General features: G+C 65.4%; 12 protein-coding genes. 5 read left to right on the forward strand and 7 right to left on the reverse strand.

What is annotated here, in order from left to right; translation table 11 throughout:
• Nucleotides 1-3: 3 nt before the first annotated feature.
• The 5 genes from DXT59_RS08170 to DXT59_RS08190 form a co-directional block, all read right to left on the reverse strand.
• The gene (locus DXT59_RS08170; RefSeq protein ID WP_116136583.1) at nucleotides 4-714 is read right to left on the reverse strand and encodes a C39 family peptidase; all 711 of its coding nucleotides are present in this window, start codon (nucleotides 712-714) and stop codon (nucleotides 4-6) included.
• A gap of 117 nt (nucleotides 715-831) precedes the next feature.
• Nucleotides 832-2,244 (reverse strand): hypothetical protein, encoded by a 1,413-nt coding sequence (locus DXT59_RS08175; protein ID WP_116136412.1) that lies wholly within the window; start codon nucleotides 2,242-2,244, stop codon nucleotides 832-834.
• Nucleotides 2,245-2,274: 30 nt separating this feature from the next.
• Complete coding sequence (locus tag DXT59_RS08180) at nucleotides 2,275-2,910, reverse strand: hypothetical protein (RefSeq protein ID WP_240324448.1); 636 nt, start codon at nucleotides 2,908-2,910, stop codon at nucleotides 2,275-2,277.
• Nucleotides 2,907-3,410, reverse strand: a complete 504-nt coding sequence (locus tag DXT59_RS08185; protein WP_240324449.1) for a hypothetical protein — start codon at nucleotides 3,408-3,410, stop codon at nucleotides 2,907-2,909. Before DXT59_RS08185 ends, DXT59_RS08180 begins: the two co-directional genes overlap by 4 nt.
• Nucleotides 3,411-3,445: 35 nt before the next feature.
• Nucleotides 3,446-3,796, reverse strand: a complete 351-nt coding sequence (locus DXT59_RS08190) for a hypothetical protein (protein ID WP_116136413.1) — start codon at nucleotides 3,794-3,796, stop codon at nucleotides 3,446-3,448.
• 518 nt (nucleotides 3,797-4,314) lie between these two features.
• On the opposite strand from DXT59_RS08190, the gene DXT59_RS08195 reads away from it, so the two are divergent.
• Nucleotides 4,315-5,688, forward strand: coding sequence for a sigma-54 dependent transcriptional regulator (locus tag DXT59_RS08195; protein ID WP_116136414.1), 1,374 nt, complete (start codon nucleotides 4,315-4,317; stop codon nucleotides 5,686-5,688).
• Nucleotides 5,689-5,819: 131 nt separating this feature from the next.
• Entirely contained in the window at nucleotides 5,820-6,791 is a 972-nt protein-coding gene (locus tag DXT59_RS08200; protein ID WP_116136415.1) for a thymidylate synthase, read from the forward strand.
• A 76-nt stretch (nucleotides 6,792-6,867) separates the two neighbouring features.
• On the opposite strand, the gene DXT59_RS08205 is transcribed toward DXT59_RS08200, so the two are convergent.
• Both DXT59_RS08205 and DXT59_RS08210 read right to left on the reverse strand, forming a co-directional pair.
• Nucleotides 6,868-9,228: a DUF6600 domain-containing protein gene (locus tag DXT59_RS08205; protein ID WP_116136416.1), complete on the reverse strand. Its 2,361-nt coding sequence runs from the start codon at nucleotides 9,226-9,228 to the stop codon at nucleotides 6,868-6,870.
• 132 nt (nucleotides 9,229-9,360) lie between these two features.
• On the reverse strand, nucleotides 9,361-10,083 hold the full coding sequence (locus DXT59_RS08210; protein ID WP_116136417.1) for an ArsR/SmtB family transcription factor: 723 nt from the start codon (nucleotides 10,081-10,083) through the stop codon (nucleotides 9,361-9,363).
• Nucleotides 10,084-10,251: 168 nt separating this feature from the next.
• Here DXT59_RS08210 and DXT59_RS30505 point away from each other — a divergent pair, with 168 nt between their 5' ends.
• The 3 genes from DXT59_RS30505 (at nucleotide 10,252) to DXT59_RS08220 (ending at nucleotide 12,821) form a co-directional block, all read left to right on the forward strand.
• Nucleotides 10,252-10,392, forward strand: coding sequence for a hypothetical protein (locus tag DXT59_RS30505; RefSeq protein ID WP_162878003.1), 141 nt, complete (start codon nucleotides 10,252-10,254; stop codon nucleotides 10,390-10,392).
• A gap of 103 nt (nucleotides 10,393-10,495) precedes the next feature.
• Nucleotides 10,496-11,767 carry an MFS transporter gene (locus DXT59_RS08215; protein WP_116136418.1) on the forward strand — a complete coding sequence of 424 codons (1,272 nt, stop codon included), beginning with the start codon at nucleotides 10,496-10,498 and terminating at the stop codon, nucleotides 11,765-11,767.
• Nucleotides 11,768-11,789: 22 nt separating this feature from the next.
• The gene (locus tag DXT59_RS08220; protein ID WP_116136419.1) at nucleotides 11,790-12,821 is read left to right on the forward strand and encodes a GlxA family transcriptional regulator; all 1,032 of its coding nucleotides are present in this window, start codon (nucleotides 11,790-11,792) and stop codon (nucleotides 12,819-12,821) included.
• Nucleotides 12,822-12,893 lie beyond the last annotated feature (72 nt).

Below are 12,893 nucleotides of genomic sequence, written 5' to 3' on the forward strand. Positions count from 1 at the left end.
CTGTCAGAACCAGTCTGCCTTAGACAATCCGTAATCCACGAAGGGCGTCGCGGCCGTGCTCGCGTCGAGCGCTCGCTCGCGCAGCTTCAAAGCCAGCGACACGTTGTCCTGCAACAACTCGGAGTTCTCCTTGAACGGCTTGCCGAGGACCGCGAACACGAGCCCGTTCCAACTCGCGACGAAATCCTGATCGAGCACGATCCGATTGCCGAGCGCGGGGTCCGCGATGAATACGCGCCCGTTCTCGGCATGTTTGACGATGACGAAGTGCTCGTAGCCGCCGATGTTCATCAGCACGAGCACGGGGATTTGCAGGTGATAGAGCGCGTCCAGACTGACGCGAAAGCCGCGGCCGCGCAGGCCGATCGTCTCGACGAAGTGCTTCATGTCGAGCATCGAGAAGCCGTTCTTGACGACGACTTCCGGTGTCGAGAACGCCATCATGCGGCGAATCAATTCGGGCTCGGGGATATCGATGCCGTAGCCGTATTTGAGCAACGTCGCGAGCGCGGCGGAGCCGCAGCTATAGTCATAGCGCTGACTCACGATATGGCCGTATCGAATATCTCGCATGGAGCGCACCGTTTTGACGAGGGGTACGCCGGCAAGGTTAGACGTATCGATGCTCGACTGAGCGTTGCTTGGCGCACATATCGCGGCGCTCGCAAGCGCGGCAAAAGTTCGCCATGCCGCGTATCGGGACTGGACTGACATGCTGCTTCCCTCGTGAAGGCGCATACCGACCGCTTTGCGGGCGGCCGGTATGCGTGAGCGCTTGCTACCAGCGAAGGTCTAGCGGTGCGCGTCTGCGCTAGCCGTCGATGGGCTCGCTCAATGACCGCTGATGTTCGTCGCCGCGATCGCCAGACCGTTGTGCTGCAAGTTGCCCGCGCCGCCGGCGATGTTCACGCCGATGTTGCCGGTCGCGTTTTGCAACGCATTGCTGCCGATCATCGCGGTGCCGCTGATCGAGCCTTGGAAGCTCAGGTTCGCCGATTGGCCGTTGTTGTCGGTGGCGACCATCGCGACGGCGAGCGGTTGCGCGCCATCCTTCAGGTTCGTCGTCGATGCGGCCAGGCTGTTGTTCTGCACGTTGGCGACACCCGCGGCGATGTTCACGCCCACATTGCCCGATACGCCGCTCAGCGAGCCGTCGCCGAGGGAAGCGTTGAGGATGAAGTTGTTGACCTTCGCCGTTCCGCCGGACGATTGTGTGCTGAAGATCTGTGCGTTGCCGAACACATTGCCTTGATCGACCGATGCCAGCGACGCATCGTTGCTTTGCGCGTTGTCGACGCCTTCGGCGACGTTCATGCCGATGTTGCCCGACGCCCCGCTACCGGCGCCCGTGCCCGTCGTCGCCGTCAGGGTGCCCGGCTTTTGGGTGTTGATGTAGTCCGTCACCGAACCGGTCACCGTCACGTTGGTCGAGTCTTTCGAGTTGGCGTAGGCCCACGCCGCGGAGTGGCTCTTCTCGTGCGACTCGCTCCAGGCGGCGCCGCCCGACGATTGTTCGGCGAATGCTTGGCCGCCCGAGCCTTGATCGGCATGGAACTTCCAAGCCGCGCCTTGGCCCGAGCCGCTATTGGCGCTCTTGCTTTGCGACGAAGACGAGCTATCCGTCGCGCTGCCTTCGAACGCGTTCAAGTTCAGGCTGCCGTTCGCGCTGAAGGTGCCGTACCCGTGGCGATCGTCGCCGTGATGATCGTTATCCGAGCGGTACTTGTAGTTCAAGCTCGCCGAACCGCTTGCCGTCAAGGTCGCGCTCGCGTCTTGCGACGTATGCGATTCGCTGCTGGCGCTGCTCGATTTTTGGTTGCTGTACTCGTAGCCGCCGCCCGAGATCGAGCTGCTTTGGTTCTTGTAGGCGTAGGCCGACGATTCTTCGAAGCCCTGCGCGAACGACTTGGAACCCGATTCGCTGCTCTTGCTCCAGCCGGTCGAATAGCCGCCGCCCTTCACCGAGCGGTAATTGTTGTCGAACGCGGTCGTGACCGAACCCATCGTGTAGCTTTGCGCCGTCGGATCGAGCGTGGCGTGCGACCAGGCGGCTTGCGTGTTGTTGACGACGGCACCCACCGTGCTCGACACGGTGACGCAGCCGAACAGGCGCACGAAGCCTTCGATGCCAACGTTTTCGCCGACGATCGTGGCGTTGAAGATGTAGGGGTTCTTGACCTGATGCGCGAATGCGGTGCCCGACGCTGCTGCCAGCACTGCCGCTGCGATAAGTGTGCGCTTCATGATGACGCTCCGAAAAAAAGAGGTGCTGCGTTAGAAAAAAGTGCCCGCCGGGGGACGGAGCACAAAACTGTTCGCCGTGGCATTACCGGCGCCGGCCGTCTGGTTGATTTGCGCGATGCCGCTCGCGTTCTTGAGCACGTCGTTGCCGACGTGCACCGCGCGCTCGCCTTGAGCCATCGCCGTTGCATCCATCCGTCCTTGCTTGGGAGAGGCCGCGGACAGCACGCTGTCCGAGACGCTCTCCACTCCTGTCGCCGCAGCGCCGATGACGACGCTGTTGCGTTGGAGATTGGCCGCGCCCGCCGTCTGGTTCACCATCACCACGCCGGACACGTTGGAAAAAGCGCCGTCTTCGATGCCGGCCGTTGCGCTCGGCACGCGGGCGTTCGCCGCCGCCCGCTGAGCAATGCCGATGTCGGCGGCGCCTATCGGCGCCATCTCGATCGCTGCTTGGTTGCTTTGCGCGTTGTTTAGGCCGGCCGCTTCGTTCACGCTCATGACGCCCGTCGATCCCGCGAACGCGCCGCTCGAAATCGTCGCGTTGCCGGTCACGCTGTTCGCCTGTTGCGCCCGTCCGGCGAGCGGCGCGCCGAGCATCGCAATGCAGGCGGCGAGCGCGGCGGCCGTGGCGGTACCGTGGCGAGAGAGGAGGAAAGGCGCGTTCATTTCATTCCCCCCACCCCGGTCAGCGCCGAGGTCAACGGCGCGAGCGCGCCCGTTACGGACATCGAAATGGTTCCGCCCAAGCCGGTCGTCGTCGGGGCGAGCCCGCCCGGGCCCATCGCCACGTTGGCGCCTGTCGCCGAACCGCCGAGCAGTTTCGTCAACGCCTGCAAGCTGGCCGCCGCACCGTTCGTCGCCGCGCCGGGGATGCCCTGCGACCCGTGCGCTTGCGTCAGATCGGAATCGGTAACGAGCGCGGCGACCGTCGAATCGAAGGCCGGCGCCGGAAACGTCGTGGCCCGCACGGCGACCGGGTTTTCGTCTCGGGGCAGCGCCTTGAACGCGTCGCGCGGCATGACTTGCCGCTCGACGATGATGTCGCCCGCGTTGCCGTTCGCTTGCGCATGGGCCAGCATGGCCGTGGCGGCCAGTGCGAGGGCAACGCTTGGCAGCAGCGCCGCCCGCGCGAGGCATCGATTCGAGGCGAGATGGGTCAAGGGCATGTCGGTTCTCCGGCGAAGGCTTGGCGGCGGTTGCTTTACTGACGGAAATAACTGACGGTGTTGCTCTGCGCGACATGCGACGAATCCGCCGGGACCGGCACGGGGGCCGGGGGCGCGATCTCGTCCCAAAGCGTGACCGACGGCGCGCCGTGCAGCGCCAGCATCGGCGCGCCCACGGTCATGAGGCCGGGCCCCGTGCCGCGCTGACGTGCCAGCGTGCCGTCGTCGAGCGCCGCGGCGCCGGCGACGAGTGCTTCGTCGCCGGCAGGTACGCCGTCGAGCGCGTCGGCGCGGGCGCAAGCCGGGGCTGCGAGCGATGCGAGCGCGATGCCGAGCGCCGCGATAACCGCGCGGGAACGAAGCGAAAGCGACTGGGTAAATGGCATGGCGTCTCTCCGTGGTGCGCTCCATTACGCGAGAGCTGTGCCATCGGCCCGAAACCGTTGCTGCAATTGCTTGCCGGTCCGATTGCCGGGAATGTGTCGAAGAGAAACGCCGAAATCCGTTTCAGGGCTGAAACGGGGCAACGAAAAACCGCTCGAGCGGCGATTCGCCGCCGCGAGCGCGATGTCGCAAAACCGCCACGAATCGCTGCTTAAGATGTCGCAGCGAATTGCGCAAAAACCGCGAGGCGCTTAGGTTGCCGCTCGCTGTTTCAATTCTTACGGCCTGCGCGGCTGCCTCGATGGCGGGCCGTATAGTAAGCTGTTGGAACAGTTTCACGTCGATAAAAGCGCCGATTTAAAGCTAATTGCTATTAATAATTCAATTGCGGGGCGCGTTGGTTGGGCCATAGGACTGAGAGCGGGGCTTTTGCATCGTTGGAGAGCCACGGTAAGCGGTCGCCGGCGCATTGCCCCGGCGGGGTGTCTTGCTTCGCGTTCACCAATAAGAGGTCTGAACAATGGAACCCGCAAATCGGCACTTGGTGTATGTCACTCGCGACGTGAATCCGCAATTGAGTGCTCAATTCAATGCGCGTGGTTGGGAAGTCCAGGTCGCGGGCAGTGCGCGCGATGCGCGGCGCGCCCTGCGAGGCGACGCGGCGGCCGGCGGGTTGCTCGATTTGTCGAGCCGATTCGATTCCCATGAGATCGTCGCTCTCGAGCCCTGTTTGACGATGCCGAACGTGGCCTGGGTCGCCGCCGCGGCGCCGGGGCAAATGCAGGAAAGCGCGCTGCGCCGGCTCGTTCGAGATTATTGCTACGACTATGTGACGATGCCTTACGAGGCGCCGCGCATCGTCGATTCCGTCGGACATGCGTACGGCATGGTCGTGCTCGGTGCGCCGGAGGAGGACGCCGCCGCGGCGCGCACGGGGGAAGGCGAAATGGTCGGCGCATGCGACGCGATGCGCACGCTTTTTCGCGCGATCCGCAAGGTGGCCATGACCGACGCTCCCGTATTCGTGTCAGGCGAATCGGGCACGGGCAAGGAGCTGACGGCCGTCGCGATTCACGAACGTTCGCAGCGGCGCGCGGCGCCGTTCGTCGCGATCAATTGCGGCGCCATCCCGCCGCATCTGCTGCAATCGGAACTGTTCGGATATGAGCGCGGTGCGTTCACGGGGGCGAACCAGCGCAAGATCGGCCGGATCGAGGCGGCGCATGGCGGCACTTTGTTTCTCGACGAGATCGGCGACTTGCCGCTCGAGAGCCAGGCCAGTTTGCTGCGGTTTTTGCAAGAAGGGCGTATCGAGCGCCTGGGCGGACAAGAGTCTATCGATGTCGACGTGCGCGTGATCTCCGCGACGCATGTCGATATGCATCGCGCGATGGGCGAGGGACGCTTTCGCGCCGATCTATATCACCGGCTGTGCGTGCTGCAAATCGAAGAGCCGCCGCTGCGCTCGCGCGGCAAAGACATCGAGTTGCTCGCCCGCCATATGCTCGAGCGATACCGCAAGGACGGCGCGCGCCGGCTGCGCGGCTTCTCGGCCGACGCGATCGCCGCGCTTCATAACTACGCCTGGCCCGGCAACGTCCGCGAACTGATCAACCGCGTGCGGCGGGCGATCGTGATGTCCGAAGGGCGCCTGATCTCCGCCCACGATCTCGAATTGGCCGAGTACGTCGAGATCGCACCCGTTTCGCTCGCACAGGCGCGGGAAGCGGCCGAGCGGCAGGCTATCGAACTGGCGCTGCTGCGCCATCGCGGACGGCTTGGCGATGCCGCGCAGGAACTCGGCATCTCGCGCGTGACGCTCTATCGGCTGCTCAGCGCGCACGGCATGCGCGACATCCACATCGAGCCCGGCGGTAGCCACATGTCGAACTGAGGAGCGGCCGAACGAACGATGCTCGCGCGACCGGCGATCTGGGCGCAAGTGAGAAACCTCGCGGCTTGGTAAAATCGCGCTTTGCGCGGTGCGAGAGCGGCCGCGCGCCACGAGCCGAAGGATTGACGCGCATGAAACAGTACCTCGACCTTGTCCGCACTATTCTCGAGACGGGCAACTGGCAGGAGAACCGCACCGGCATCCGGACGATTTCGATGCCCGGCGCGATGATGCGCTTCGATCTGCAAGCGGGCTTCCCGGCCGTTACCACGAAGAAGCTCGCGTTCAAGTCGGCGATCGGCGAGATGATCGGCTTTTTGCGCGCCTCGCGCAGCGCGGCCGATTTCCGTGCGCTCGGATGCAAGGTATGGGATGCCAACGCCAACGAGAACGCGCAGTGGCTGGCCAATCCGTACCGCGAGGGGACGGACGACCTCGGCGACGTGTACGGGGTGCAATGGCGCAAGTGGCCGGGCTACAAGGTGATCGACGTCGCACAGCAGGCGCGCGTGGCCGATGCGACCGCGCGCGGCTATCGGATCGTTACGCAGTTCGAGGAAGACGGTGTGCGCAAGGTGCTGCTGTACAAGGCGATCGATCAGCTACGGCAGTGCCTCGATACGATCATGAACAATCCGTCGGATCGCCGAATTTTGTTCCACGGCTGGAATCCGGCGTTGCTCGATCAGATCGCACTGCCCGCGTGCCATTTGCTATACCAGTTCCTGCCGAACGTCGCGCGGCGCGAAATATCGCTGTGTTTGTACATCCGCAGCAATGACGTCGGTCTCGGCACCCCGTTCAATCTGGTCGAGGGCGCCGCGTTGCTCTCGCTCGTGGGGCGCTTGACGGGTTATACGCCGCGGTGGTTTACGTACTTCATCGGCGACGCGCATATCTACGAAAACCAGCTCGAGATGCTGCAGCGTCAATTGGAGCGCGAGCCGTACGAGAGTCCGCGTCTCGTCATCGCCGATCGCGTGCCCGAGTATGCGCGCACTGGCGAATATGCGCCCGAATGGCTGGAACTCGTGGAGCCCGGCGATTTTTCGTTGCTCGGCTATCGCCATCACGAACCGCTGACGGCGCCGATGGCCGTATAAGCGCGTGTAGGACATCGTTAAAGCTTGAAAACGAAGCCCGCGATTCGCGGGCTTCGTCGTTTACCACTGCCAAGCGTCAGCCCTGATGATGCTCGCGGCCCGCATGCGCGGGCGCGGCCGCATGTTGCTGTTCGTGCGGTGCCGGCGCGGGCCTAGGTTGCTCGAGGTGCGGTTGAGGCTGCGGCTGCGGACGCGGTTGCTCGAAGTGAGGCTGCGGCTGAGGTTGCGGACGCGGTTGCTCGAAGTGAGGCTGCGGCTGAGGTTGTGGACGCGGTTGCTCGAAGTGAGGCTGCGGCTGAGGTTGTGGACGCGGTTGCTCGAAGTGAGGCTGCGGCTGCGGTTGCGGACGCGGTTGCTCGAAGTGAGGCTGCGGCTGCGGTTGCGGACGCGGTTGCTCGAAGTGAGGCTGCGGCTGAGGTTGCGGACGCGGCTGCTCGAAGTGACCCTGCGCCTGCGTCTGCGGTTCTGTCCGCGGCTGCTCGCCATGAGGTTGTACTTGCGGTTGAGCTTGCGCGCGCTGCTCGTTCATCGGCATGTGCTGCTGCGCGATCGGCGGATGCGGTTGCGTCCACGCCGGCGCCGGCCGTTCACCCGTCTGAGCCCCATGCTCGGCCTGATTGCTCATCACAGGCGGACGCGGCACGCCGTTGTTGGGCTGGGCATGCTCGACCGGGGCGGGCGCGCGCGGTTGCTGCGCAGACCCCGCTTCGACGCGCGGCTGAGCCCCGGGCTCCGGCGCGTGCTGCGCGGCATTGGCGGGCCCGTGCATCGGCGTGATCACAGGCGAATGAGTATCGACGACGTGCACGGCTCGCGCGGGCATCACCGGCTGCGTGTGGCCCGCGATCGGTCCCTGCATCGCGGGTCGCACAACGGGGGCGCCGGCGCCAGGCACCTGCCCGCCGGCTTGCGCGAGGTGAGCGGCGAGCGGATCGTGAAAGACCGCGGGGGTGGGCGGCGTATGCGTCGCGACGACCGAGCGCGATGCGATTGCCTGCGGCGGCCGGTAGGTCGCGGGCCGCAACCCCGGCGCGAAGCTCTGCTTCACGGGGGCGACGCCCGCGGCGCCCGGATTGATCCGAACGTCATGCCATTGGCGCGGGTCGACGTGCTGTGCGAAATGGGCAACCGGCTTGCCGTTCACGAACGCCGTCGCCGGTACAGCGGTGACCGCGCCCGGTGCGTTGTAGTTGATATACGTGTTGTGGATGTTCGTAATGTTGACGGTCTTATTGATGTTGTTGTTGACGATGACCGTTTGATTCACGCGTTGATAGTAGTGAGGGCTCCAGCCGCCCCAGCCCGGATGCCAGACTTCGCCGGGGCCGAGCGGGAACCATGCAAGCCCCGCGGTCGCCGCCCCGCCGATCGCAAGGCTCACCCCCCAACTGAGCCCGCCGCCGCCTCCTCCGACGAAGGCGACGAGCGCCGGCGCATAGACGGGCGGCGCGCTCGCGACGAGCGGCCCCGGCACCCAGCACCAGGACGAATGCAGGTATGCCCAGCGTCCGTAGTGATAGGGCGCGAAACCCCACGGGGCGTCGTCGATCCAGGTCCAGCCCCACGGCGCGATCCATGCCCAATGGCCGTCGTGGTAGGGCGCCCAGCCCACGGGCTCCTGGCGCGGAATCCATACCGCGCCATACTGCGGATCGTCGCTCCAGGTACCGTTCGCATCGAGGTCCTCATAGCCGGGCATGTCGCGCGAGACATAGCGGGCCGACACCGAGCGCTCCTCGGCGGCATCCCGGCTCGCGGCCCATTGATCGAACGGGTCGGGCGAGGGCGCCTGCGTAACGGAAGCCTCCTGCAAGTTCGTGCCCGTGAACGTGATCTGTTGACCGGCTTCGATCGGCACTTGGCCGTTCTGTCCGTAAGCCGTCAATGCTCCGTTGCGCACCGTCACCGTCGTCGTGCTGCCGTCGGGGGCGACGTCGACCCGATAGTCGCCCGGGCGCGTCACGCCGAGCGCGACGTTGGGCGTGTCGATTTCGTAGGTCGAGCCGCTTGGGATCGACCGCACGCGTGTCGCGAGCGTGCCTTGCGCGACTTTCAGTTGCGCGTTCGCGTCGTCGAGATTCATCACGTCGAGACTCGTCGACGACCCCAGGCGCACGGCCGTCGAGCCGATGTGCAATTCCGAGCGCGCATTGGCGTCGTTCCAAAGCTGATCGCCCGTCGTCAGCGGGCGATTGACGGATGCGTATGACCAGTCGCTCGCGCCCGCGGGCTCGGTCGTCACGGTACCGGCCATGTAGTTCAGACGGGCGACGCGTCCCGGCGGGTCGGCCGACTGGCCGGCGGGCGCACCTTCCGGCGCCGGCGGCACCTGCGCGAAGGCGGCGCGCGCCGCAAGCGTCAGCGGGGCGAGGATAAGCAAGGTGTAGCCGGCGATACGTCGAAACGTCACGAGTGGCGAACGGGTTGAGATAGTCATGATGGTCTCGTTTTGGTGCCGGATCGTACTACGTCCGTGTGTGCACTGTAGCTCCACGGCGTGTATCAATGCGCTCCGTTTTGTAGCGGGGCGTTCCGGCCTGTAACGAAAAATGACTTGGATGCGTTCCCCTCAAGTGCCGAGCAGCCTGTCGAACTGCTGCCGCCCCGAGGGCGTGATCCGCAGCACGCGCGGCGCTTGCGCGTGCTCCACCCAGCCTTGGCGCGTCCAGTGATCGAGCAGCGCCGCGCCCAGGGCGCCGCCCAAATGGGCGCGACGCTCGCTCCAATCGAGGCACGTGCAGGCAAAACGGCGTTTGCGCTTGCGTTGAGCGCCGAGGTCGATGCCCCAGCCTGTGAGGACCGCGGCGCCTTGATCGGTGGCTCGCACGTCGCCGCCTTCCTCGACGAGCCATCCGTGCTCCAGCAGATGATCGAACACGCGTACGGCCAACTCGCCGGCCATGTGGTCGTAGCAGGTGCGCGCATAGCGCATTTCGACCGGCACGGTCCGCACGGCGACGGGCGCCGGACGCGCGGGGGCGCTTGCCTCGGCCAGATGCGCGAGCGCTTCGATCGCGGCCGCGACCTCCGGGGTGGCGATCCGGTAGTAGCGATGGCGGCCGCGCACCTCTTGGGTCACTAGACCGCTTTCGGCGAGCTTGGCGAGATGTCCGCTCGCCGCCGACGGCGAGAGCCCGGCGATCATCGTCAACTCGCCTGCCGGTCTGGCGCTGCCGTCCATGAGGGACCACAGCATGGCGGCGCGGCCGGGGTCGGCAAGTAACGCGCCGATGCGGGAAAGCCCCGGGAAATGGGCGGTCTCGCGTTCGGCGGTCGCGGAAACAATGGCCATGAGGTTGCCTCGTCGAGTCGTTGGGCTGCGGATGGTAAGAATGGTAATAATGTAATCCGCAGACGCATTCGATGCTTCGGCGTAGCGTGAAACGTCGATTCCGCAGCGAACCATCGGCGGGGGAGCACGGGCTAGAATGCGGCGTTGCGCTGCTTTTCAGGCGAGGACATGATGAAGGCGTGGTTGGCGGCCCTCTTGGCTGCATGGGTATGCATCGGATGCGCGCAAACCGGGACGTCGAGTGCGAACTCGGGCGGCAGTATCACCATGTACGGCACGATCGATCAGGGCATTACGTTCCGCAAGTGAGCGGGCCCGAGCTCGCGTGGCAGAAATTGATGCATCATTGGCATTTCTGCCAATTCGGTCCGGGTGAGGATATCCGTTGTTCTCATCACCCCAAGGCTCATCGATGCATGCTGTCGCCTCTCTGGAACTCGGCCGCGAACGCGCCGGCCGCCGCAACGCCCGCGTACTGGCGCTCTGTCAGGCGTTATATACGTCGTCCGTTTCGATCGACCTGACGTTGACGGGGTTGGTCGGCTACAACCTCGCCGACGATAAGGCGCTGGCGACGCTGCCGTTCTCGTTGATCACGGTGGCCGCTGCTTTGACGACGATTTTCGCTTCGTTTTTGATGGCCCGGATCGGCCGCCGTGCCGGTTTTGCGTTGGGAGCGGCCGTCGGCGCGGCGGGCGGCGCGATCTCCGTGCACGCGATTTACGTTCATCACTTTTGGCTGTTTTGCTGCGGCACCGCGACGGTCGGCGTGTTCCAGGCATTTGCGCAGTATTACCGCCTCGCCGCCGCGGATGCTGTCGATGCCCATGCGAAAAGCCGCGCGATTTCGACGGTGTTGACGGGCGGAGTCGTCGCCGCGGTGCTCGGCCCCGCGTTGGCCGCATGGAGCCGCGATTGGCTCGCACCGGTTACCTTCGCGGGCTCCTACGCCCTCGTGACGGTTCTGGGACTGGCCTCCATGGCCCTCGTCGTGGCCGGATACCGCAACGCGGGCGCCTCGGGTGGCGCGCAGCCGGCGGCAAAGGAGGCCCCGGTCCCGGCCTCGGTCGGGGAAGCCGCCCGTCCGCTTGCGCACATCGTCGCGCAGCCGATTTTCATGGCCGCGCTGGCCAACAATGCGCTGGGCTATATGGTCATGATGTTCGTGATGACGGCCACGCCGATTGCGGCGGTTGCGTGCGGTCATACGATCGGGGACGGGGCCCGCATCATCGAATGGCATCTCGTGGGCATGTACGCGCCGTCGTTGTTCGCCGGACGTTTGATCGCCCGTTTCGGGGTGCTGCGTATCATCGGAGCGGGCATCGCTTTGTCGGCGGCCTGCTCGGTGATTGCGCTGTCGGCGACGGACTTGCCGCATTTTTACGCGGCGTTGGCGTGCCTCGGCGTCGGCTGGAATTTTATGTTCGTCGGCGGCACGACGCTACTGACGCAGTCGTACCGGCCGAGCGAACGCGCGAAGACGCAGGCGACGAGCGAGTTCACCACGTTCGCTTGCACGGCGCTCGCCTCTCTGACGGCAGGGCAGTTGCTTGCGCGCTTCGGTTGGTCGACCGTCTGCGCGTCCGTGTTCCCCGCTTTGGCGCTCGCGGCATGCGCGACGCTGGCGTACGGATGGGCGCGCTCGCGGGCAAGCTCGGGCGCTTGCGCCAGCCCATCGTGAATTTTATTGATTAGGTGTACTCATGAATGCGCTCACCACGTCCCCGGTCCGCCAAATCGTATTCGCGGTGGCGCCGCATCTCGTCTTGCTCGACGCTTGCGGCCCCCTGGAAGCATTTTGGCGTGCCGAACTCGAGATGCGACAGGCGCGCAAAAGCGCGGCCGGCGAGTATGTGGCGTACCGGACGCGTGTCGCCTCGATCGAAGGCGGGATATTGGAGACGCATGTCGGCCTGCCTGTCGTCGTCGAGCGGCTCGACGCCCTGGACAACGAATCGATCGATACGGTGATCGTCGCCGGCACGTTCGTAGCCGACCAAATGGTGCTCGACGCGCAGCTCATCAAGTGGCTCGAGCGCATGGCGCCGCGCGTTCGCCGTGTCTGCTCCGTCTGCGTCGGCGCGTTTTATCTGGCGGCGGCGGGCTTGCTCGAAGGCCGCCGCGCGACCACCCATTGGCGCAGCGCCGACGAACTCGCGCGCCGCTTTCCGTCCGTCCGCGTCGATGCCGATCCGATCTTTATTCGCGACGTGCAGGGTGGCCGCGCCATCTGGACTTCGGCGGGCGTGACGGCCGGCATCGATCTCGCGCTCGCGCTGATCGAGGAAGACTTCGGCCACGCACTCGCGATACAGGCGGCGCGCCGGCTCGTCGTGTTCATGAAGCGTCCCGGCGGCCAGTCCCAATTCAGCGCAACGCTCGACGCGCAGCAATGCCCGACGGGGGAGTTCGATGCGTTGCATGCGTGGATGGCGACGAACTTGCGTGACGATCTTTCCGTCGAGCGGCTGGCCGAACGAGTTCGCATGTCGCCCCGAACATTTGCGCGGCGCTACGTCGAAGCGGTGGGGCGCACGCCGGCCAAGACCGTCGAGGCGCTGCGGCTCGAAGCGGCCGCGCATTCGCTCGCGCAATCGCGCCGCCCGATGAAACGGATCGCGCTCGATTGCGGCTTCGGCACCGAGCAAAACTTGCGGCGCGCATTCGTTAGACGCTTCGGCGTGCCGCCGCTCAGTTATCGCGAGCGCTTCGCGCCGCTCAATGCGGCGGCATAGTCGCGCTCCGGTAGTCCCCTAGTCGCGACGGGGTGCGCGGCGCGAATATTGCGCCTTTATAATCGGCTCCTT

The sequence above is a fragment of the Trinickia diaoshuihuensis genome, from assembly GCF_003390925.1.
Classification (GTDB): domain Bacteria; phylum Pseudomonadota; class Gammaproteobacteria; order Burkholderiales; family Burkholderiaceae; genus Trinickia; species Trinickia diaoshuihuensis.